General features: G+C 55.4%; 18 protein-coding genes. 7 read left to right on the top strand and 11 right to left on the bottom strand.

Annotated elements, in window-relative coordinates:
* Positions 1–3 precede the first annotated feature (3 nt).
* Positions 4–687, top strand: a complete 684-nt coding sequence (gene narI / locus IG194_RS04050) for a respiratory nitrate reductase subunit gamma (RefSeq protein ID WP_043270724.1) — start codon at positions 4–6, stop codon at positions 685–687.
* An 11-nt stretch (positions 688–698) separates the two neighbouring features.
* A complete protein-coding gene (locus IG194_RS04045) occupies positions 699–1,520 on the top strand; it encodes a peptidylprolyl isomerase (protein ID WP_058490501.1) in 822 nt (273 codons plus the stop codon).
* A gap of 712 nt (positions 1,521–2,232) precedes the next feature.
* On the opposite strand, the gene IG194_RS04040 is transcribed toward IG194_RS04045, so the two are convergent.
* From IG194_RS04040 to IG194_RS04015, 6 genes are all read right to left on the bottom strand, one after another.
* Positions 2,233–2,697 (bottom strand): Bro-N domain-containing protein, encoded by a 465-nt coding sequence (locus tag IG194_RS04040; RefSeq protein ID WP_058490499.1) that lies wholly within the window; start codon positions 2,695–2,697, stop codon positions 2,233–2,235.
* Positions 2,698–3,061: 364 nt separating this feature from the next.
* Positions 3,062–3,958 (bottom strand): DUF6216 family protein, encoded by an 897-nt coding sequence (locus IG194_RS04035; protein ID WP_141679807.1) that lies wholly within the window; start codon positions 3,956–3,958, stop codon positions 3,062–3,064.
* A gap of 373 nt (positions 3,959–4,331) precedes the next feature.
* On the bottom strand, positions 4,332–6,272 hold the full coding sequence (locus tag IG194_RS04030) for a TniQ family protein (protein WP_225617208.1): 1,941 nt from the start codon (positions 6,270–6,272) through the stop codon (positions 4,332–4,334).
* Between the two features lie 2 nt (positions 6,273–6,274).
* Entirely contained in the window at positions 6,275–7,216 is a 942-nt protein-coding gene (locus tag IG194_RS04025) for a TniB family NTP-binding protein (RefSeq protein ID WP_082816382.1), read from the bottom strand.
* The gene (locus tag IG194_RS04020) at positions 7,203–9,122 is read right to left on the bottom strand and encodes a DDE-type integrase/transposase/recombinase (protein WP_082816381.1); all 1,920 of its coding nucleotides are present in this window, start codon (positions 9,120–9,122) and stop codon (positions 7,203–7,205) included. The genes IG194_RS04025 and IG194_RS04020 overlap by 14 nt, the downstream gene beginning before the upstream one ends.
* Positions 9,119–9,748: a TnsA endonuclease N-terminal domain-containing protein gene (locus tag IG194_RS04015; protein ID WP_082816380.1), complete on the bottom strand. Its 630-nt coding sequence runs from the start codon at positions 9,746–9,748 to the stop codon at positions 9,119–9,121. Before IG194_RS04015 ends, IG194_RS04020 begins: the two co-directional genes overlap by 4 nt.
* A 405-nt stretch (positions 9,749–10,153) precedes the next feature.
* On the opposite strand from IG194_RS04015, the gene IG194_RS04010 reads away from it, so the two are divergent.
* A complete protein-coding gene (locus IG194_RS04010) occupies positions 10,154–10,876 on the top strand; it encodes a hypothetical protein (protein WP_141679808.1) in 723 nt (240 codons plus the stop codon).
* 22 nt (positions 10,877–10,898) lie between these two features.
* Here the strand turns inward: IG194_RS04010 and IG194_RS04005 are convergent, their stop codons facing one another.
* Positions 10,899–11,915: a DNA-binding protein gene (locus tag IG194_RS04005; RefSeq protein WP_058490491.1), complete on the bottom strand. Its 1,017-nt coding sequence runs from the start codon at positions 11,913–11,915 to the stop codon at positions 10,899–10,901.
* A gap of 172 nt (positions 11,916–12,087) precedes the next feature.
* Here IG194_RS04005 and IG194_RS04000 point away from each other — a divergent pair, with 172 nt between their 5' ends.
* Positions 12,088–13,014 carry a site-specific integrase gene (locus IG194_RS04000; RefSeq protein ID WP_058490489.1) on the top strand — a complete coding sequence of 309 codons (927 nt, stop codon included), beginning with the start codon at positions 12,088–12,090 and terminating at the stop codon, positions 13,012–13,014.
* Positions 13,015–13,029: 15 nt separating this feature from the next.
* Positions 13,030–13,617 carry a hypothetical protein gene (locus IG194_RS03995; RefSeq protein ID WP_141679809.1) on the top strand — a complete coding sequence of 196 codons (588 nt, stop codon included), beginning with the start codon at positions 13,030–13,032 and terminating at the stop codon, positions 13,615–13,617.
* 715 nt (positions 13,618–14,332) lie between these two features.
* Here IG194_RS03995 and IG194_RS03990 read toward each other — a convergent pair.
* Positions 14,333–15,259 (bottom strand): hypothetical protein, encoded by a 927-nt coding sequence (locus IG194_RS03990; protein WP_064987638.1) that lies wholly within the window; start codon positions 15,257–15,259, stop codon positions 14,333–14,335.
* A 395-nt stretch (positions 15,260–15,654) separates the two neighbouring features.
* Here IG194_RS03990 and IG194_RS03985 point away from each other — a divergent pair, with 395 nt between their 5' ends.
* Both IG194_RS03985 and IG194_RS33270 read left to right on the top strand, forming a co-directional pair.
* Positions 15,655–16,026 (top strand): histone-like nucleoid-structuring protein, MvaT/MvaU family, encoded by a 372-nt coding sequence (locus IG194_RS03985; protein ID WP_082816379.1) that lies wholly within the window; start codon positions 15,655–15,657, stop codon positions 16,024–16,026.
* An 870-nt stretch (positions 16,027–16,896) separates the two neighbouring features.
* Entirely contained in the window at positions 16,897–17,334 is a 438-nt protein-coding gene (locus IG194_RS33270; protein WP_058490483.1) for a MarR family winged helix-turn-helix transcriptional regulator, read from the top strand.
* A 183-nt stretch (positions 17,335–17,517) separates the two neighbouring features.
* On the opposite strand, the gene IG194_RS03975 is transcribed toward IG194_RS33270, so the two are convergent.
* The 3 genes from IG194_RS03975 to IG194_RS03965 are packed head-to-tail and all read right to left on the bottom strand — an operon-like array spanning position 17,518 to position 22,429.
* Positions 17,518–18,189: a TetR/AcrR family transcriptional regulator gene (locus IG194_RS03975; protein ID WP_082996347.1), complete on the bottom strand. Its 672-nt coding sequence runs from the start codon at positions 18,187–18,189 to the stop codon at positions 17,518–17,520.
* Positions 18,190–18,191: 2 nt separating this feature from the next.
* Positions 18,192–18,815 carry a hypothetical protein gene (locus tag IG194_RS03970; protein ID WP_058490479.1) on the bottom strand — a complete coding sequence of 208 codons (624 nt, stop codon included), beginning with the start codon at positions 18,813–18,815 and terminating at the stop codon, positions 18,192–18,194.
* Between the two features lie 47 nt (positions 18,816–18,862).
* Positions 18,863–22,429: an indolepyruvate ferredoxin oxidoreductase family protein gene (locus IG194_RS03965; protein ID WP_058490477.1), complete on the bottom strand. Its 3,567-nt coding sequence runs from the start codon at positions 22,427–22,429 to the stop codon at positions 18,863–18,865.
* Positions 22,430–22,613: the final 184 nt, after the last annotated feature.

Raw genomic sequence — 22,613 nt, 5'->3', positions numbered from 1 at the left:
ACCATGTTAGAAGACTACGTTCTGCACCTGCTCTACGGTTACTACCCCTACCTGGCCGGCACCGTGTTCCTGCTCGGCAGCCTGCTGCGCTACGACTACGGCCAGTACACCTGGAAGACCGGCTCCAGCCAGCTGCTCTCCAGCCGCCACATGCGCCTGGCCAGCAACCTGTTCCACATCGGCATCCTGGCGATCTTCTTCGGCCACCTGGTCGGCCTGCTGACGCCGCACTGGGTCTACGAGCCGTTCCTCTCCGCCGGCCACAAGCAACTCATGGCCATCCTCTTCGGCGGCGCGGCCGGGGTGCTCTGCGTGATCGGCGGCGGCATGCTGCTCTGGCGCCGGCTGTTCAACCCCAGGGTGCGCGCCTCGTCCAGCTTCATGGACAACCTGATCATCGCCCTGCTGCTGTTGCAGGCGTGCCTGGGGCTGATCACCATCTTCTTCTCGCTGCACCACCTGGACGGCGAAATGATGCTGGCCCTGGCCGGCTGGGCGCAGTCCATCGTGTTCTTCCGCGGCGACGCGGCCAGCTTCCTGATCGGCACGCCGCTGATCTTCAAGATCCACATCTTCATCGGCCTGACCATCATCCTGCTGTTCCCCTTCACCCGCCTGGTGCACGTCTGGAGCATCCCCCTGGGCTACTTCGGGCGTAACTACCAGATCGTCCGCCGGCGCGGCTGAGGAGCGAAGCCATGGCCCAAATGATCGCCGTCGAGAACCTGCCGGACGAACCCGTCGCGGTCATCCGCGTCGGCAGCGCCCAGCTCAGCGAAGCCGACATCGCCCGGGAAACCCCCTTCCACCCGGCCGCCTCCCTGGCCGAGGCGCAACTGCAGGCCGCCCGCGCCCTGGTGGTGCGCGAACTGCTCGGACAAAGGGCCGCCAGCCTCGGCCTGCTGCCCGCGGGCGAACTGGCGGAGGAGGGCGCCGACCAGGCCGTGGCGGCGCTGCTGGAGCGCGAACTGCAAGTCCCCGAGCCCGACGAGGACGCCTGCCGGCGCTACTTCGAAGCCCACCGCGAACGCTTCGCCGAGCCGGCCAGGATCAAGGTCCGCCACATCCTCCTGCCCGCCGCCCCGGACGACGCCAGCGCCCGCGATGCCCATTACCACCTGGGCGAAAAACTGCTGCGCGAACTGCACCGCGACCCGCAGCGCTTCACCGAACTCGCCCAACGCCACTCGGCCTGCCCGTCGAAAGAAGAAGGCGGCGACCTGGGCTGGCTGCGCGCCGGGCAAACCGTCGCCGAACTCGACCAGGCCCTGCACCGCCTGCCGATAGGCCTGCACGACCGCCCCCTGGCCTCGCGCTACGGCTGGCACCTGGTCAGCATCGACCAGCGCCAGGAAAGCCGCCCGTTGCCCTACGAACAAGTCAGCACCCGTGTCCGCCACAGCCTGCGCGAAGAATCCACCCGCCAGGCCCTGCGCCAATACCTGCTGGCGCTGGAGAAGGAAATCGGGGTGCAAGGCATCAGCCTGGATGACAGTCCTGAGCATGGGGCTCGGTCGTGACGTGAGTGCCACCCGCACCATTCACCTGTAGGAGCGCGCCCTGCGCGCGATTCGCGGGCAGGGCCCGCTCCTACAGTCTGCAATGAGGCACGAAGCTTCCCCGTAGGAGCGGACTCCGTCCGCGATCAGGCGGATAACGCCGTGGGCGTTATGCGCCCTACGGATTTCCAAAGGGACATCCACACCGCCCCGTAGGGCGAATAACCGTTCGCGGTTATCCGCCGCTACACCTTCCTTGTCGGCAACGCCGTAGTTGAGCCTGGCGCGGTTTCGAGGGCGGCTCCGTGCTCGGCAGCGAGCGGGGTTGGGCCGAGGTCAAACGGCGGATAACGCGGAGCGTTATTCGCCCTACGCCAGGCCCACCCGTAGGGCGAATAACCGTTCGCGGTTATCCGCCGCTACACCTTCCTTGCCGGCAACGCCGTGGTTGAGCCTGGCGCGGTTTCGAGGGCGGCTCCGTGCTCGGCGGCGAGCGGGATTGGGCCGAGGTCAAACGGCGGATAACGCGGAGCGTTATTCGCCCTACGCCAGGCCCACCCGTAGGGCGAATAACCGTTCGCGGTTGTACGCGGTGATCACCGTTGCCGCCAACACCATGGCCGAACCCGAAGCGCCAGCCCCGTAGGATGGGTGGAGCGAAGCGATACCCATGCTGCCGCGCCATCGATGGGTATCGCTGCGCTCAACGCCATCCTACGAACAGGTCCGGTGCTTAGCGGTTGGGTGTGGTGTCCACCTGTGGCCATTGCCGGTAGGGCACCCAGAGCATGCCTTGCCAGTGCAGCACCGTCAGGGCCTGGGTGGGGCCGTGGAGGGTTTCGCGGCGGGGTTGGCGGGTGTCGTGGCGGTAGCTGTCGCGCAGGGCCGGGACCACCTCTTGGGTGATCCATTGGCGGATGCAGCGGTTTTCCGGGTGGAAGTAGTGGATCAGCGTGGCGTACACGGCGGATTCGCTGAGCAGCAGTTCGTCCTCGTAGTCGCCATTGCCGCCGCGCAGCCAGGCGCGGCGGTGCTGGTCGTCGTCCAGGTTGCGCTGCACGCGCTCTTCCAGCATCGGCACGCCCATCAGCCGGCCGAGGTCGCGGGTGCTGAACCAGCATTGGTCTTCCAGCAGCAGGGCACGCAGTTGGCGCTTGTGGCGGGTGAACAGGGTGGGGATCAGGATCTCTTCAGACATGGCGCACCTCCGGGGTGGAGGGGGAAGAGAGCAGGTACGGCGGAGCGCCTTCGGGCTGAAGGCTGGGGGTGATAGGCATATCCATTACCTCTGGTCGCTTCTTAGGGCGTGATTGGAGTCGGGAGCTAAGAAACCCACCAGAGACGGGCCGGACGTATTCCCCTTGCGGGTCTTGTATTAGCCCACTCCCGACAGCACGGGTTCTTTCTTGCGGACGCGACAGGGCCGCAGGCGCAAAAAAGCCGCATAGGCTATCGGGTGCGGTGGACCGCTCTGGTTTAGGCGTTTCTTAGGCGCCGAGTAAGAGGTTAATGGTCCGAAAGTATCGGGTCAACTAAATTCACGCAGGTAGAGTACTAGTTTTCTAACTCTGTATGGATTTTTCTGGATATTTCTTCTCAATATCTTGAAGATTAATTTCGGATTCTAATATAGATATCCTTTTCTCCATCTTCTTCTTTATTTCTTGAGCCGCGAAAAGCTTCGCCAGTTCGTAGAATAGTAGGGTGAAATAAAATACTGCTATTGAGAATAGTATGATGTTTCCTGATCTTTGTATTCTAAATACCTTACTTATTTTTTCTGCGTCTTCGGACGTTGTGATGGATGTGCAGATGGCGAGGGCTTGGTTTTGAGGGAAATTGGCCGATAAAGCTATTTCTTTTATTTTTCCAGAGTTCGTGCAGGTTTCAGCCGTTATTGGGGTTGAGAATAGGCCAAGCTTGAATTCATTGTGAGAAAGATAAAAAGCTGGTGAGTTTGGAAAGTTGACTATCGCGTATTTTGATGTGGCTGTTACTAGAGAGAATCCAAGTATTATTACTTGTAAAATTTCTAGGGCTATGAAGAAGGCTGCTTTGGATTTTATGTTTTTGGTTTTTATTCTTGGTTTGGAAAAGTCGCTCCAGTCGAAGTGTCGGTGGGCTAACGCAATTTTGTTTGTTGGGATTTTGCTAGTGCTTTGCCAAGATACAAAATTCTCTGCGTCTTCTACTGTCTCTACTGGGACGCGAAATTCCATTCTGAAGTGCTCAAGCTCTCGAGATTCTTTTCTCAGTGCTTCGAAGGCTTTAGTATGGAACTCAGTTTTTCCTCCGATTAATTTCCAGAGTCTATCTCTTATAAATAGAAAAGATTTTGCCCTGTATGAGAAGTAGCCAAGGCAGCTTGCTGCAAGAATTAGTGAAAGTGCTGCGCTGATTCCACTTATATGTTCTATCGCAAAGTTTAATGTGCTGAGTAGGCTGTCGCTTTCCTGCATTGTTATACCTGTTCTTCAAAATAAAAAAGCCCCGCACTAGGCGGGGCTTTTGTCTTTCTAATCACTGCCCCAAAATTCCATTTCGAGTATCAGCGTTTCTAATGGTCTTGACTTGCTGCTTTGCTACTACCGTACCTTTTCAGATGGATTTATCCCAGGTGCCGAATATTATCAATAGGTTACCAACCGGCTGGATTTGCTCCGTTTCACCAATTCCTGGAATATGTGCTTTCTTTTGCGCTAAGTACTGGACTGATAGGGAGTCGGAATTGGCCACGAGGGTGAATGACGGTTGTGGCGGATCATTGGGGCACGCTGCGTGCTGGTAGGGGAAGAGCGTGTGACGGAGAGGAGAAACTAAGAGGGAAGTGGATTAATACTCAGGGGATGCTCTATAGATAGCGTCAAGCTCTGCTCTTAAAATTGTATTTTGACCTTTGAGAAAGTCCTTGTGGGAGGGAGGAAGAGGATGAATTCTATTTTTCGCTATTTGCTGCTGAATTCTTTTTGGACTTAGTCGGTACTCAGTTCTCGCCGTCTTTTCAGTAGTGTAGGTTTTGAAGTGATTTTTCACCTTCTCGGCGTCTAGAGAACTCATCAGTGATGTAGTTGTTAGCTTGATTTCTTTAATGAAGCTTGCAGAAACAAATCGGGCATGGATCATGATTGTTGAGCAGCCTGAGAGCTTCTCAACCTCCAAAAACGTGAGAAGCCGACTTCTCCAGCGTAGGGCCTGATACAGGCTTTTGCGGGTACATAGATCCCTGCCAGGAAGTCCTGTGCTCCGAATGGCCGGAGCAGTCTCCAAAATGCCCATCTTGATGAGGGTCGGGATATCCTTGACGCCCAATCGTAGTTTGCTGGCTGCTTCGCTAAATAATATTCCTGAGCAGGAGGAGGTCTGGAGTCTGGGGGCTGTAGGAGGCCTAGGAGTGGTAAGAAATGAGAGAAGCTCTGCGGAGATTTTGTCCTTTCGATAGGCGACGAGTGATGAGCCGAAAGCCCTGTTACGTACCTCCTGGATACCCGCCGAAGTCAATAGTTTCTGTACAGTCTTGGGTTTGATTCCTAGATTCTTGGAGATTTCACGGTTGAGTACATAGGTCTGGTGGAACCTTTCGACCTCACTGCAAGGGAATAGCACCCCAACTTTCCTCTGAAACCGCTCTCCCTTAAGTAAGCCAAAGTAGTGAAGACGCTTTATCGTCTGCTTACTCGTGGTCAATGCGTATGCTGCTTCCGTTGCATTCATAAGCCTATTGGCGTTGCACGGATAGGGCTGATGATCGAAGTCATCCCAACTGATTTTGGGACACTCCATCAGTAAGCGGCAGAGATCCTGTACTTGGAATAGTTTGATAGTGGTTCCGGTAGGCCTGCTCTGATTTGGGATCTTGCTCTTCTGGGATCTTTCAATCTTGAAGGTAAATCTGAGCTCTGCTGGATTGAATAATAGTTGGCTACACTCACAGGCGTGAGCTCGGGATGAGGGTTTCTGCTGCGATGCGGCAAAAAAGTACTCGATGGCATAAGTGCGCAATTGGGTGTTGTCTGTCAGTAGCCATGGTGCCAGAATTGCCCGCCGATGTAGGCAAGGGTAAAGAGATTGTTGCTTTCTGATATGGCTGAAGAAGTAGTCTTTATCACCGGTGGCGACGTTTTGGCAATCGGCTAGCAAGTCATGGCTGCGTATTGGGCTTTCTAGATAGCGTGTGCATTTTATCGCTGTGCAGAGGTTTTTCATATAAATATGGTCAGCCTCTTGGAGTGCCTGCGCAACTAGCATCGTGGAGTAACTATTGGCGGGTTGAGTCGTGAGTTGGCGTAAGTCTTGGCCGCAGGCGCAAATCCAGCCTTTTAGGTTGCGCCAGCTAATAGGGACGTTACAGCTAGGGCACGTCAGATAGTAATATTGGCTGTGTTTGGGGCAGATATCACAGAACTCATAAGCATGCATGTGGTGTAAGTAGCCCTCTCTCAGGCAGTCTGGACATATGGCCAGATCTTGGCGCAGCATGTGAGTCGGTAACCGTATCCCGTTAATCGTGAATACGTCGGTGCGATAGCGCATGGACTTGGTGTTAAATATAGATTTAAGTAGTTCTCGATCTTCGTTTCTCAGTGTGGGTTGCCCCAATATCAATCTATATAGATTCGATCCTACCCATTGATTAGCGGGGATCCCACTATTCCCCAGGCCAAAAGACTTAAGGAATTGGTCCACGCAGAGATAACCATTTCTTTGAGCCATTCGCAGGATGGTGCTTGCAAAGCTTTCCTCATCCAGTGGAAGGGCGACATAAGGGATTCTCATCATTATCGCTTACCAAAAAGAATTCCCTGCAGCTCTGCTAGCGAAAGTTCAAAGGGGTTCTTCTTCGTCAGGCGTCGCGCATAATGAATTCGTGTCGCGGCATAAGCCAGGTCTTCACGGATAAACTTTCGGTCGTTTCTTTCCAGTGCCTGTTTCAAGGCGGAGTGTAGCAATAGCCTGAGGATGCGCAGGTTTCCAGCAGTGAAAATAAAAAGTGCCAACAGAAGTTTTTCGTCGCAAAGAACCAACACTTCATCAAACGGCATGGCATTGCTGATTTCTCGAGCAAAGGCCGCCACGAGTGTGGCGTAAACGTCCTGTTCCTCTGGTGTGCCCAGCGAGAAGTTGTACAGGTAAGCCCTGAACGGAAATCTGCCCGCCAGTTGCTCATCTTCATCCACGATCTCCTCACTTTTTCGAGTGCCGGAGAGAATGACAGTGCCTTTGAACGTATTGATCAATACCTTAACCCAGTCGCATACTCCGTTGCGTGTGGGCTCGGCTCCTCGTGATATTAGATGTTGCCACTCATCCAAAATGATGATTTTCGTGCAGCAAGTAGCTAGCAAGGTAAACAATCGACTCTCCAGGTTACTGAGAGATTGATTGTTCTTGTGTGAGCCCAGCTCCTTAAGAATACGATCGACGAGGCCTTTGATCGTTGCATGAGGTGGGACTACACAGCTGATAACCGGCCGCAGGATCGTGACGCCGTCCTTGCTGCGGGTAACTCGGGAGTCACCGACCCGGGCGGTGAGGATTTGACAAATTCGCGTTTTGCCGGTGCCGGCATCGCCGAGCAATAGCACCGAACTTGGCTCGTGGCGGTCACGGGTCATTTCGATTGCCTCATTGATGGTGTCCATCGCATTCTTGAAATACGGGTGGACCACGGTAAATGAGGAAAATCTGGTAAGAATGTCTGTTGTGTCAGGACTCTTCATGCTGAATATCCTCGACGTTAAATGTTTCGAACTTCTCGGTCTCGATGATGCTCAAGGAAACTGAAATTGGGCGGAAATTGGCCTCCTCAGAGTGTACGTAAGGGCGTTCCAGCGATTTGTTTTTCCCGGAGGGACAACTCTTTTTGCCTCGTTGCTTGGCAGAGCGTTGAGCAGCCTTCCTTTTGATCTCTTGGATGTCCTCGAAGAGTTCCTTGCGCACTTTCAATGCCAAGCTCTCATTGAAGTTTGTCCGGCTCTCATTGATCTCTCGCATGACGTTGAGGTGTTCGCTTAAGGTCAATTCATGCTGATATGCTGGTCGGGTTGCAAATGCCGGAATCATCTCTTTAGGCGAATTGCGATGAGCAACCCAGACCTCAGAGAGGTCACATGGGTCGTAATAGACGATAGCGGTTTGTTTTTTTCCCAAGCGTGCGGCAGTTTCTGCAATTCCAGGCCCGGTCCATAAGAGATTGAACATTCTCACACGGCCATTGGACAGTCTGCGATAACAGATGCTACGTGTCAGTTGCTTGAGGTCGGATGAACTGTAGCGTTCTGGCGGTGGTGATTTCTGAAGGAGTTCCAGGCGCTTTTGGTGAGGCGACATGTACAGTTCATCGTGGTAACTGTTATGGTAAATCTTCAGCCACTTGATAAATGCGGTGCGAAGTTCCTGGAGTGTGAGGCAGGCATGCTCTTTTGACTTGTAATCACCCAGCTTGGCGGGCGACTCCTTGGTCGTACCGGGCAGCATATGCACCAACCCCTGATCAACGGTTCGGAAGAAGCGCTCAATAAAGGCTTTCGCGTCCGGTTGTCCTGGAGGGACGTAGCGCAGCGAGATGCCCAGGGTATTGGCAATGTTCTGAAGCCAGTCGTTGGCGTTTTCTGAACCATTATCCAGATCAGCGTTACGCATCTTTCCCCCGCTGTCAGGATCATCCTCGTCTCCTTGAATGGCATTAATGAGAGCTAAAACCACGTGTTCTGCGCAGACGGCGCCAAGCGACATGTGCCAGCCCGTGCATTCTCGCGTGCTAGGGTTGAGTCCTGCGACCAGGACTGGCCGTCCCAAGGGTTGGCCGGTTTCGTCGACAACCACCACATCCATGGTTTTTGTATCAAATTGCACTGTGGCGTACAGGTCGTCCTCCACATAGAGAGCTCGGCCGTGTTTAAAGGTCCTTTGTGCCGCCTTGTTTCCTTCGCGCATACGTACGGCGAGGTAGCGGTCGGTGCTCACCACTTGCCGCCAGAACGTGGCATAGGAGGGCGGTTTTAGTAGCGGCATGTCCGCCTTCGCACGCTTAACGTTTTCCGCCTGAATATGTCCTTTCAGCAAACGGTAGGTGTATTGAATGGTCGGGCGTTCGCGAGTCAAATAGACCGTGTTGATGTAATGTTTCATCATTTCGATTACGGCTAGTTTGATCGCGCGTGACCGATGTGTGGGATAGTTGGGTAGCAATGCCAACGGATTACGATTGTTGCGCAGATAGCGCATGGTCCAGCAGTACACTGTGACGGGGGAGGGTTTGCGCTGATCGCCGAGAGAGGCGGCGGTCACGTCAATCAGTTTGCGCAGACGGCTTCTCGTGCAGCCCGTAAGTTCTTTCTGTTCCAGATAGGCTTCTACATAGGCACGGCGATAGTCATATTTCTGCCGGTCGGCTGCCGAGCGGAGCAACCGAGAAGCGTCGCTGAGCTCGCCAGGGGCGGCCACCTTTTTAGTGATGCTGCCCTGATGTTCCAACACGGCAAACTCCGCGCGTGAGAGGTAGCGTCGCTGGAATCCAGTAAGTGAGCACAGAGAGATCTGGTCATCCAAGACGCAGGTGACGACATAGGTGTCGTGTTCCAGATCGTACTGGGCACCGACCATTGGGGGGCTTGAATGGCTCATGATAATACCTCCAGCGTCGTGCTTGTTGTTAATAAACGGTCCAGATCAACGCCGAAGACCTCGTTGAAAATGGCCAAGTATTTGGCCGAACAGCTGATGGCTGGTAGTTCTCGTAGCAAGGCGTCGAGTGTCAGATGTCTCGGCAAAAGAGGTATTTGGCTAATGAGGTAGGCGTATTCTTCGGGGCGGGTATTGAACGAGCGTGAGTACAGCAGTTTTAGATTTCTCAATAGATGGTGTGGGCGGATATCACTGGTGTCTAAAAGTTGAAGTTCGCTACCGCGCTCGTTGAGTAATTTTTTTGCAGCCGTTAATTTTCGAAGATATTTTGAGGGTAATCGATTTCGATCTGGTTTTACCTCTACATAAAATAGCTCTTCACTACTGTTTACGCAGAAGTCCGGTGTGTAGATAAAAGTTTCGCCGTCATCGAGAAGCGTCAAGGTTTCAGGTTGGCTCCGATAGTCCAAGACTTGCTTATCGAACTCAAGTAGGAGGCAGTAATCTGCTTCCAGCACGCTTTCGCAGATTACTTGACAGTTATTCTTACGGGACGGGAAAAAAACAACATTTTTTCCATAGTGACAGCGAGTCACGTTTCGTGCTGTTTCATTAGCTGCAGCCATGATGAGTCCCCTGGGCTGGATGGGCCTAACCAGGTGCCGTACTCAGTACGCGACGAGAGCAATTCGCATCCTCGCCATGTGTCGACACTCAAGGTCGAGAGTCCTCCTCTTTACGGCCCGGTGTAATACGGAATTTCGAATTTTTTCTTGAGGCTAAATGCGTCTAAACCGGGGCTTAGATAGGGGTGTTGCTTTAGCATTTGCTAGGCGTATGGTGAGGGGGTGTTCTGCTTGGTACGGTATGGGTCGATGGAGCTAGGCAGGCAGCCAACGCGGCATGTCACGCGTTTGCGTTCGCTCTTCATGGGGCACTCGTTGCCTCAGGTGTTTGGTTGTGCGCATAAACCCTATGCCCTAATGACCGCAGGGAATATGTGGGCTGATCGTCAAGTACTGAACGGACTGATGGACAATCCTTATCAAGACTGGCGGGTCTGTTTTCGGGGCGGAAAAATCCGAGATGAAGTGCGTATTCGCTTGTGCGCGGAGTTTCCGATGTTGTCCGAGGTCTATAATAATCCACTCTGGGATGTTCTAAGGGTGCTGGCCACTCAACAACCTACCGATAGCCTTGTGGAACACTTTAAACTGAACGGTCATGATATTGCCGGCTTCTCCAATCCAGACATGGAACGCCTTTGCGGCGTGCCGAGCTGGCAGCGCTTTGGATTGCTATTGGCGATGCTTTTCTCATTCTCTTTGAAGTGGCAGCTGCACAGTCTATGGTTGCAGAAGAATTTTTCGAATTACTTTGAGATAGCTTGTTTGCGCGAACCACTTTGCTTCGTTTCGACGGAACTGTATGAAGTGCTGAGTTCTCTGCTCGCTAAGCGTCAGGATATCGTCATAAATAATTGGCCAGAAACCGCCGAAGCACTTCATCAATCCATCAAATTCAGGAATTATTTGTTTTGCCTGATGCGTGAAATGCAGTGGGCAAAAGACGCGGATGATCGAGGCTATGAACTACTCTGGAAGCTAATGGATCGTCATTGGGCTTGCGAACTCAAGGTGCTGCTGATTGACAGTACGCAGGGGAGTAGAAGGCCCTGTTCCACTGCGTTGCTGCAAAGTGCGAGACGGGCACTAGACTACCAGCGGCGAACTCAACTGCAGTTTGTCGCGTAGGGTGCACACCAAGGCGTCACTCTTACCGGGTCTCTTGTCTGGCGAGGGTACTGGCCTGAGCAATTCGTTCAGGAAGCGTGTGTTGCAGTACCGTCTGCAACTGTTCGATTTGACGGCGCTGGTCACGCAACTGGTGTTGTTGCACGCGTAGCGCTGTTAGGTGCGGACGGAGGCGCTTTTTCAGCGATGATGCTTCTTCCTCTGCATCCAACCGCGCGCGTTGCAGATGTGCCTGTTCGGTGTTCCATGCCGCTTGGCTCTGTTCGATTTGCGCGTGCAGTTCGCGCAGTTCCCGCTCCTTCTCAAACTCCCGCTGAGTCAGCATTTGAGCTTCGGCGATGAGTCGTTCATTGGCGCGATTGAGGGCGACGACATCGTTTTGCTGGCTCATCAACTGGTCTCGCACGATGCGAAGCTCCTTCTTTAACTGTTGGAGTTGCGCTTCATGGCGGCTCAGTTCTTGGGTTCTTAGCTCCTGTTGGTGTTGCCGATAATGTTCGAGGGAGTCGCGCGCATGTCGAAGCTTCTCTTCTAGCGATCGCAGCTGTGCCGCACGCTCCTCCAGCAACAGTTGAGCATTGGTGTCGGCTTGCAGTAGGCGGCGAATCTCGACTTCCCCGTGTTGCTGTTGATTCAGCAACAGGTGTTCACGCTCACGTTGCTCTTGCGCCAGTTGCTTCAGCTGGCTGACTTGCTCCTGCAACTGCTGGATCCGCTCGACCTGAAGTTGTCGTTGATGGCGAAACTCCTCCTTCTCTCTCGCCAGGGCTTCGCGTTGCGTGATGATCGCGTCCTCGGCCGCGGCCTGCAGACGTTCCGCCACGGGTAGCAAGAGATACTCGAGCTCCCGAATCAACGAGGGCGTTGGATCAGGTCTAGGCTGATTAATGAGTTCCTTCAGATAGCGTTGAATGGTGCTTTTGGATCCGGTGTTACCTAGCTCGATACGGACGTTGTCGATGGTAGGGCGCAAGCCTCGCGCAAGCAGCGCATCGCGAGCCTGTTTGACCAAGGCTTTGTTGACTCCGGCATTGGCCATGGCGACCTCCGACAATTTCGTAGCGTGTCATGGAGTATGGAATTACAGGTGTACTGCCGCCGAATTTTGGCATCAACAGCTGACGAACTGACGTTAGAGAATTGGGATTTCTCTAACGTGAGGCGTGAAAAGCACCGTTATAGGCGGTTATTCGGTACGCGGGAGGTGGCTCATGGCGACTGACCGGGTGACGCACTATATCCAGGCCGGCACGCGTGACAGTACGCTGCGCCGCTATCGCCAGGCCCTGGAGCATTTCGAGGTGGTCTGGGGTGGTTTCCTGCCGGCGACTGCCGAGTCTGTTGCGGCCTACCTGGCGGACTACGCCGGTGAGTTGTCGAGCAGCACGCTGCGCGGGCGTTTGGCGGCGTTGGCGAAATGGCATACGCGCAATGGCTTTGTCGATCCCACCAAATCGTTGCGGGTGCGCGAGGTGTTTCGTGGTATCCGAGCCGAACATCCGCAGGTGGAGCGGCAGGCAGAACCGTTGCAACTGCAGGCGTTGAACCAATGTGTGGAATGGTTGGAGCAGTGCGAGCAGTCGGAGGATGCCGCTGAACGACTGCGCGCTCACCGTGATCGCGCGCTGATCCTATTGGGCTTCTGGCGGGCCTTTCGCAGCGACGAGCTGTGCCGACTGCAGGTGGAACACATCCACGTGCAGCCGTCGCGAAAGCTCGTGGTCTTCGTCCCGCGCAGCAAGGGGGATCGCGAGAACCGCGGGCAACACTTCAGCGTACCGGCCTTGCAGCGTTTGTGCCCGGTGCAGGCCTATGAGACCTGGCTGGCCGTTTCTGGCCTGCAGCAGGGGCCGGTGTTTCGGGCGCTGGATCGCTGGGGGCATCTGGCCGAGGAGGCGCTGCACCCGAACAGCGTGTCTCGCATCTTGCGCCAGGCGCTGCTGCACAGTGGTTTGGCGGCTGAGCGTTATAGCAGCCACTCGCTGCGTCGTGGTTTTGCGACCTGGGCCAGCGACAATCGCTGGAGTCAGAAGGCCCTGATGGAGTATGTCGGCTGGCGTGATGGGCGTTCGGCCTTGCGCTATATCGAGCCGGAGATGCCCTTCGGCGAATTGCTGCGCCAGCCCTCCCGGTCGTGACGCGCCAGGGGGAAGGTGGCTGAAGAAAAAATCGACCAGAACCCCCGAAGTGAAGATTTTCTGCGGGGAGTGAGGAAAACTTTCAGGCGGGCGGCGGCCGTGAAGATTTCCTTGCGGCAAGAGGACTGCCGACAAGCATTGCGCGAGGAGTCGTACTACTCAGGTTGGCCATTTGCGCGCATGCTGCATTCAAAGGGGCGGACAACGAGGGGTGTTATGGACGCCGTGGATTTACCGAGGATGTCGGTACCAGCGCTGATGGAGTACCTGCGCGCTGCGGATGGAGTAAGCGTTTCGCTGGAGCGCTACCTTCAGGTGTTCGCCATGCACCCGGAAACCTTGGCGGCTCGGGCGGGCGTGACGTGCAGGGAGCTCTCGCATACGCCGGAGTCGGCGCCAGTGCAGGCGTTTATCCGGGATGCGCTGCGGGTGGTACTGATGTTAGCGGAGAGTGGTTCCTCGCTCGACCGCGTGATTTTCTGTTTCCGTAACGAGCCGCTGCCGGCCTTCGATTATCGAACGGCAGAAGAGTTGGTCAGTGCGGGCAAGACCGACCACGTACTCCAGTTCATCGAGTCTTGGCTAGCAGGGGCTCAAGGATGAGTCGCAAGGCTTCCCTTGGCCCCTCTGCCTATGTCTATGTGGCGTGTTATCGAACACTCCTCAGGGCAGTGGATCGCCGTTATGACGTTCGTGGCTATCTACTGCATGACATGGTGCTGCTATGCCTCGCGAATCATGGCCGGCTGCCACCGGCAAGACGATGCTGTTACCGGGAGTTTGTCCAAGATGAGGCCCTTGATTATCTGGAGCGCATGGCAACTTGGCTACTCTATGGGGCCATGGGACTGCTGGGGCCGAACCGAATAGTGAGCGTTAGTTCTACAGGCGCTGATTAACGTCTACCAGTCTTGGGGGCGTGGTCTGTTGAATCTCCTGGAGGAAGCGGTTGCGCCGTCTTGAAGGCTGCAACCGTCTCGTTGTTCGATGACTCGGGCATGGGAGCGCGCCATACTTGCATGTGGCGAGGAGAGTGCGCTTAGTCTTTCCCGAGGTGAGGTTATGACCGCTGTTGGGCGAAGACGACCAACTGCCATTGAATCTTACCGGCCCCTGGTGCGTGTTGGTGATGGTTTTGTGGCGGCAGTGTGTGCCCCTTGGCAATTGCGATTTCATCTCCGCAGGCGGTGCATCGGTAAATTCCCGGATTGGTTGCCGTTGCGCCGGGCGCGTGTGTTTCATCAAAGGCGGGATGATTGTTCTGCTGCAAGATTTGCGAATATTTATATTGGGCCATAGTTGTCTGTTCTCGCTGTTTTTAGTTCTCTTCGCAGCGTATAAAGTGCTCGCTGTTCTTGATGTACATTTCTATTCGTTGGTTTTCCCAATGATATTTTTCTGTTTTCTTGTATGAAATGGATGGTTTCCAGATACCGAAAAAGATGTACTCCTCCCCTGGGTTGAAATGTGTGGCGAGATCGGGAGTGGTGACAACGATCTGGGGTTGAGGTTTCTTGATGACGTTCTGGGCGTTTGGGCTGACAAATGGGGGGACGAGCTTGAGTGTATGATATTTCCGTTGGGTCGAAGGCTGCTCGATTCTGTCAATGTGGCCGTTAATAGCTAGGGGAATGGTGTATTGGTCTTTGGGGTAGTACTTGAGAAAAGTATGGAGATTCTCATGGTCAAAGAAAAATCTTGACCACGGGACTTTCATTCCTTTGTGATCTAGGGTGATGAGTTCCTTTAGTTCTTCATTGTTTGCGCAAAGATTGCGAAGCTCAAGTATCTGTTTGAGTGTTTTTAAATAGGTGCTGAGCTTCCCATGACTGGAGTAGCTCTTCTCTGGGGTGTCTGGGCGCGGTGGTCTAGCTTTTCGTTCGAAAGCCGCCTTTGTAGACTCCCAATATGCATTTTGCAGAATGTGGAGACGCAATTCGTAGCGTGCGTTTTCGATCGCGCCAAATAAGTCGGAATCAGATTCTCTTGCAACAACCGAAAGCGCACCTTTCAAGTTGTATTTACAGTTCTGGTGATGCTCTGAGCTCTTCTTCAGGCGATAGCAAGGGAGAACCTCTATCGTCTGGTCAGCGCATTTTCGAAGGTGTCGTTTGACAAAGCTTATTTCTGCATTGCACACATGGGAGTCGCAGTAGGGTTGGGGGCTTGTGCTGAGCGCTTCATACTGTAGCGCAGTGATGCCGCCCAACCCTTGGATGAGTGCTCGAGGTATCTTGCTCCCCACAGGATCTCCTTGCTATGACTGTATCTCTACTGAATACACTCCTGTGTTTTGCGGAGGAATGCAAGCCTCCGCTACCCTGCTAGGGATTAGACATTCGTTGTGTTTGTTTCCGAAGAGAGCTAACTGTGAGGGTAACTTTTGCATCACTGCTACGAATCGTAGCACCAATACTCGATTCGACTACCGTAGAGGTCATCCCATATGCTGGTGTGGCTGTGCGGTCGTACTGCTTGTGAAGTTGGCGCTTGTTGTGGCGTGTCTTTTTGTAGAGACGTTGGTTGGCAGCGCACTGGACAGAGAAGAGAAATACTTGGCGATGATCTACCTTTGGTGCGTAGATTACTTCTACGGTATAGTCTGAACGCTGAGTTAATCCCTTGGGTAGGGATAGTTAAATGTCAAAGCTTGTCGAGTTCCGAGCCGCAGAGAAGGCGCTGGCTGAACAGCTGGCACACTTGGAGTCACTGAAAAACGATGCCGCGCTCAAGGCAGAAATCGAGTTCGAAACGAAAATCAAGGAACTGATGGCGGCCTATGGAAAATCGCTACGAGATATAGTTTCGATTCTCGATCCGGAGACGGTACGTGAAGCCGGTGTGCGTGGCGCTCGCATATCTCAATCGACGCGACGTGCGCGTGCTGTCAAGGTGTATAGGAATCCGCATACTAGTGAGATGGTAGAAACCAAAGGTGGTAACCACAAGGTATTGAAAGCCTGGAAAGCGGAGTATGGCAACGATGTCGTTGAGTCCTGGTTACAAAGCTGATCCGCTGGCTCGCTACGCTTTTGCAGCGTGAGGGGCTGCGACAGGAAGTTGAGGAGGCAGTATAGAAACGACCACTCCTGTCGCAGTATTGACTCCGGAGCTGTACTTCATCTTCCGCTGCATCCTAATGACTTGCTTGTTACTCTTTTGTATTGGCATGGCAACCTGGTTTTCGCTGATCCCCTTGAGTCGCGCCACCAAACACAGTCAAACCGCGAAGCCAGCCTCAATGGTTTCAAGCATATGTATGGTGGTGGTCAGAGTAGGCTGATCGTTATGCCAGTATGCCAGCTAAGAAGAGGTGAGCAGCTCCGCTGAAAAAAGATGTGAACACTTGCTCCTATGTCGGGGGCAGTCCATTGCTGGCACCCTGTTAGGAGTCGTCAAATCGCCTGAGGTGGCAACTGCTGCAGACAGTTGCTTCGAGCTTAGCCCTCGCCGTGCATTTAGCCCCACCAAAGTCACCGCCAACCATCACTCCCGCAGCTGTCATCCGTGCTTTTCGGGAGCATCGCTCTGTGGCTCGAGTGAAGCTGTTCGGGGTGCAGTAGTATCTGTGCGTGCCCGTTGGCCATGGTGTTTCCTACCACCTGCCATGCGCTGATCGGGGGGGGAGGACCCTTGGCTGGCACATCGCTACCAGCGAGCAGAAGGTTTCGAAGCGGCCGGCGAGAGTCCAGAAGATACCTATATGGGCAGCGTTACGCATGATGTCATCGATTGTTTATTACGATACACTTGAACAGTATTTTGTATTTCGTTCATGATTTTGGGGCTCCTAATGCTGTCTGCCAGCAATGACCCATAGCGAGAAATGACAGCTTCCAGTCTTTTCGATCAGATGGATTTGTTAGATAGGGTGGCAAACTGATGGTGCATTATTCAAATAAAAACTTCGTGCCTGGCCAGAATATAGGTTTCATGTTGGTCAAGGCGCGGAACATTGTCTCGTGTGAGGCGGATGCTGCCCTGAAGGAACTGGGGGTTACTGGGCAGCAAATGGGCGTGCTGTTAACTCTACGCCGAGGTGAGGCGATTACCTCGGTGGCGCTATCCAAACTCTTCTGTATCGACACTGGTTCGGTCTCACGCATGCTTGACCGGCTTGAGAGCAAAGGACTCATTCGTCGCATCCGGAGTACCGAGGACCGTCGAGTGATCGTCCTGCGCCTGACTCCGGAGGGGGAGCGAATAGCTGACAGGGGGACTGAGTTCATAGTCCCTTTGCTGAATTCTCGGCTATCGAGGTTCAGTGAGGAAGAGTTCTCCGAATTTTTCCGCTTTCTTCAGATGTTTCTATCTGACTGATCATTAGAGAAATAGGCTGTGTGCTTACGATGCAGATGTGAATGCGAATTCGTGGGCTTCTTTCAAGCGAGGTGGTTTGCCAGGATGAAGCTGAATCGGCCAATTTTCTTTGCTTAGCCTCCTATGTAGACTGCACGTGGTACATCCGTCTTGGGGGCTAGGTTCACCATGCGCCGGCAGTACTCATTTTTGAAATTTCTGATATGTAATACCCACTACTGCAAGTTGTGTCAGAAATTCGACCAACGCGTCGAGCCGGCGGCTTGGTAGGCGCCATTCCGGATAATCGTCAAGGATAGCCATTACACTACGAACGACCAACGTCAGTTTTCCCTCATCCCTAACATACTTGCTCGATATTTGCTTGATGATTCCCCGCATATGCTCAATCTGAGCCAGTCGAATTACCATTATCGCGTTCTTTTGCTCGTTGGTGAGCTGGCGGAGTTCTAGGCGAGATAATACCTGCCTGCCGTGATTAGCAAGACTGAAGTGCACATGTGAATGGATATATTGCCGTAGGCGCTGCAAGCCGCTGGCATTACTCGGATCTTCTGCCCGGAGTGTGTCCAGCAGATCTGACTCATGCTCTTCGATTAGCTCGAACAGCAATGCCTGCTTGCTGTCCATGTGGTTGTATAGCGATCCGGCCTGCATGCCGAGAGCATTGGCGAGCTGGCGCAGGCTGACGCTCTGGAAGCCTTGCTCGACGAACAGCTGGAGTGCCACCCGACGAAGTCTTTCGTGAGCGCAAGGCTGTTTGACCAATTGCGGCTTTGTGTATTCCTCGTGCCGATATAGCATCGATTCGGCGGCTGGGCAGTCGGACTCGGCAGTCGATATGGTTTGTTTCACGATTAATCTCGATGCAGCGTCAAGGCAAGCCCCTGGCCTCCGCCGATGCACAGCGTGACAAGGCCCTTCCTGGCATCGCGGCGGATCATTTCGTACAGGAGGGGAACCAGTACCTGGCAGCCGGAAGGGTCGATCGGGTGGTCAAGAGCGATGGCACCACCATTGACTTTGTCGATGTCCCAACCCTGCTCCCCGCCAACTGACAGAGCCTGCGCGGCGAAGGTTTCGTTGGCTTCTATCAGGTCGAGATCGGCCAGTGCCCAGCCGGCCTTTTCCAGGTATTTGCGGCTGGCTGGGACCGGCCAACACCCATGATTCCCATCGCGGCAGCGGATCGTCTGGGCCGCCATGGCGACTGTCTCAGACCCGACCCGCACAGCTTGCTCATGGGCGGGCACGACATAAGGCAGCCCGGCAGTGATTGCCGCCCGGCGTGCCGGATTCTGTCCGCAGCCCTCGATAAGCACCTGGCAGAGAATCACTTCATCTACGTAGGTTGTAGCCAAGCCTGTTTTGTCTAGCAGGGTGCGGATTACGGCGCTGCCTAATTCGACGGCACTGAAGTCGGCCAGGCTGTCCTGGAAGACACCGATGGCGGTACGGTCGGCGGCGACGACGTCTTGCATGCTACCTCTCCGAATAAAACTGTCTTCGGCCCGAGCTCTCGTCGTGGTCACAACTGGGTGACCTGGATGTGTGCACTCATGCCAGTTGTCTGAGTGGCGTCGTGGAACTGTGCTTCACCACGCAACCGGGCTAGCAATCGTGTCTTGCGCTCTTCGGCGTGGGCTAGATAGCGCTCCTTGACCTGGCCATAGCCGCGTACGGCATCCGGCAATCGAGCTAGCTCCACCGCAGCGGCAAAGTTGTCGGTAGTGAAGCGGGCCAGCACTTCGTCGAGGATCGCCTCGTAGCTTTCCAGCCATGCGCGCTCGACCTTGCGCTCATGGGTGCGAGCGAAGGGGTCGAGCCAGGTGTTACGCAGGCGCCGGAAACGGGCGAGCAGGCGGAAGCCCTTGAGCATCCATGGACCGAAGCTGCGCTTGGCCGGTTCTACACCCGGTGCGGTCTTGTTGAGCAGTGGTGGGGCCAGATGGAAGTTCAGGTGGTAATTGCCCTCGAAGGTTGCCTCGATCTTACGAATGAACTCGTCGTTGGCGAAAAGACGGGCTACTTCATACTCGTCCTTGATCGCCAGTGCCTTGAAGTAATAGCGCGCCACTGCCTCGGTGAGGGCGCCGGGCTGGCCATTGAGGGTGCTTTCCGCGACGCTGAAGCGTTCGACGCGCTTACGATAGCGCTCGGCGTAGGCAGCGTCCTGATAGTCGGTCAGGAACTTGGTGCGCCGGGCAACGATCTCGTCCAGGTTCTGCGACAACTGCCGGTCGCGGCTCTCGACCCTGCCCGCTGCGAGCAACTGGCGTACTCGTTGCGAGTCAACTGCGTAGCGGCGGCCCCAGACGAAGGCAGTGCGATTGAACTCAACCGCCGTGCCGTTAAGTTCGATGGCCTCCAGCAGGGCCGTCTCGCCTATCGGCAACCAACCTTTCTGGTAGGCATAGCCGAGCATGAGGGTATTAGTGGCGATGGAGTCGCCCATCAGAGCGGTAGCGATCGCGCTGGCATCGACAAATTCCGCCCGCTCCGCGCCGACTGCTTCGTTGATTTGTGCGGCCATTTCGTGACTGCGGAAGCGAGGGTCGGGGTTTTCCAGCAGGTCACCGGTTTCCGCCTGGCGGGCGAAGGTGCGGACGAAGGCGCTGGTGATGCTTTCTTCGCTGTTGATCAGGGCTTGACTGACGCCCTGGCGCAGCTTGGCCAGGGTCTCTGTGTTGGCACTCACCACCAGGTCGCAGCCCAGCAACAGGCTGGCCTCGCCCTCTGCGATGCGGGGGGCGAACAGTTGTTCCTGGCGAGCGGCGATGCGGATGTGTGACCAAACCGCGCCACCTTTCTGCGCCATCCCGGCCATGTCCAGGTTCAGCACGCCCTTGCCCTCAAGGAAAGCTGCCATACCCAGGAGGGCGCCGATGGTGACCACTCCGGTGCCACCGACGCCGGTGACTAGGATGCTGTAGGGCTGCCCGAGGTCGGGCAGCAACGGCTCGGGAAGCTCCCAGACATCCCCGGCGCTCTGCACCAGCGCTTTGGGCTTGCGCAGCCGGCCGCCTTCGACGGTGACAAAGCTTGGGCAGAATCCAGAGAGGCAGGTGAAGTCCTTGTTGCAGGACGACTGGTCAATCTCTCGCTTGCTACCGAACTCGGTCTCCACTGCGACTACCGACATGCAGTTGGACTTATTACTGCAATCGCCGCAGCCTTCGCAAACCGCCTCGTTGATCACTACCCGTCGCGCTGGATCGGGAAATTTGCCGCGCTTGCGACGGCGGCGTTTCTCGGCAGCACAGGTTTGGTCATAGATGATCGCGGATACACCGGGAAATTCACGCAGCTGCTTCTGCACTTCTTCCATCAGGTCGCGATGCCGGACCGGTACCCCGGCTGCCAGGTCGTGTACCTCCTGGTATCTGTCCGGATCGTCGCTGACTACCACGATACGCTGAACGCCTTCGGCGGCGAGTTGTCGGGAGATCTGCGCCACGCTCAGGCTGCCGTCCACCGGTTGCCCTCCGGTCATCGCCACAGCATCGTTGTAGAGGATCTTGTAGGTGATCGGCACCTTGGCCGCCACGGCCGCGCGGATGGCTAGCAGGCCAGAGTGGAAATAGGTGCCATCGCCGAGATTGGCGAACACGTGGCGGGTTTCTGTGAATGGCGCCTGGCCGACCCAGGCCACGCCTTCGCCGCCCATCTGGCTGAAGGTCTCGGTGCGCGGATAGATCCAGGCCGCCATGTAGTGGCAGCCGATGCCTGCCAGAGCTCGGCTGCCCTCCGGTACTTTGGTTGAGGAGTTGTGAGGACATCCGGAGCAGTAGTGCGGTACCCGCTCCATCAGGTTGCTGAATTGCTGCTTGCAACCGAACTGGGCGTCTAGCACCGCCAGGTGCATCTGTAACGGACCGTGCGGGTGCATGCGCAAGATGCGCTTGGCCAGGGCTCGGGCGATCTGCGCCGGCGTCAAGTCGTTGATTGCCGGCAGCAGCCAATCGGTGTGCGGCAGGCTCCACTCGCCCTTGTCGTCGAACTTGCCGACGATGCGCGGGCGCACATCCTCGCGCCAGTTGTACAGCTCCTCCTTGAGCTGGTACTCGATCATGTGGCGCTTTTCCTCGACCACCACGATCTCTTCCAGCCCTTCGGCGAACTGGCGCACTCCCTCGGCCTCTAGCGGCCAGACCATGCCGACCTTGTAGACTCGCAGGCCTATCCGCTCGGCCTGCTCCTGGTCGATTCCGAGAATCTCCAGCGCCTGGCACACATCCAGATAGGACTTGCCGGAGGTGATGATGCCGATGCGTGCCCGACTCGAGTCCAGAGTCACTCGGTTGAGGCCGTTGGCCCGGGCATAGGCGGCGGCTGCGTAGAGTTTGTGCTCCAGCAATCGCTGTTCCTGGGCCAGCGGTGGGTCCGGCCAGCGGATGTTGAGTCCGCCTTCGGGCAGAGCGAAATCGGGAGTGACCGGCTGCACGCGATTGATGTCAAGGTCGACGATGGCCGCGCTTTCTACGGTATCGGCTACCGCCTTGAGCGCTACCCAGCACCCGGAGTAACGCGACATGGCGAATCCGTGCAGACCATAGTCAAGGTACTCCTGCACGCCGGATGGTGCCAGCACCGGCATCATCACGGCCTTGAAGATGTGTTCGGTCTGGTGCGGAAGCGAGGAGGAGCGAGCACCGTGGTCATCGCCGGCAATGGCCAGCACGCCGCCGAAGCGTGAGGTACCGGCGGCATTGGCGTGACGGAATACATCGCCGCAGCGGTCCACGCCGGGGCCCTTGCCGTACCAGATACCAAACACGCCGTCGTGCTTGGCGCCGGGGAACAGGTTGACCTGCTGGGTACCCCACAACGAGGTGGCCGCGAGGTCTTCATTGACCCCCGGCTGGAACAACACCTGGTGCTGCTTGAGGTGGTCGCGGGCTTTCCACAGCGCCTGGTCGAAGCCGCCGAGGGGGGAGCCGCGATAGCCGGAGATAAAGCCTGCGGTGTCGAGGCCGCTGTCGAGGTCGCGCTGGCGTTGCATCAATGGTAGCCGGACCAGTGCCTGGATCCCTGTCATCAGGGCCTTTCCGGTCTGCTGGACGTACTTGTCTTCCAAGGAGAGTGGTGTGCTCACGGCTAACCTCCAATTGTTCTTGTCGTTGCGACCGCGCCAGGACGTCTCGCATTTTGTTGAACGAATTATTGGTTAGTGTTCATTTTTTGTTGAGTGATAAAAATTACTTATAGGTATCTGAAAATCTAATGCCTTGGTTTTCGCCTGTGCTTTTCGGCAATAGATTTCTGTGTTTCGGCGATAC

Origin of the sequence: Pseudomonas sp. ADPe (assembly GCF_014843515.1) — a bacterium.
GTDB classification, from domain to species: Bacteria; Pseudomonadota; Gammaproteobacteria; order Pseudomonadales; family Pseudomonadaceae; genus Pseudomonas; species Pseudomonas citronellolis.
This window is presented reverse-complemented; position numbering and strand designations above follow the sequence as displayed.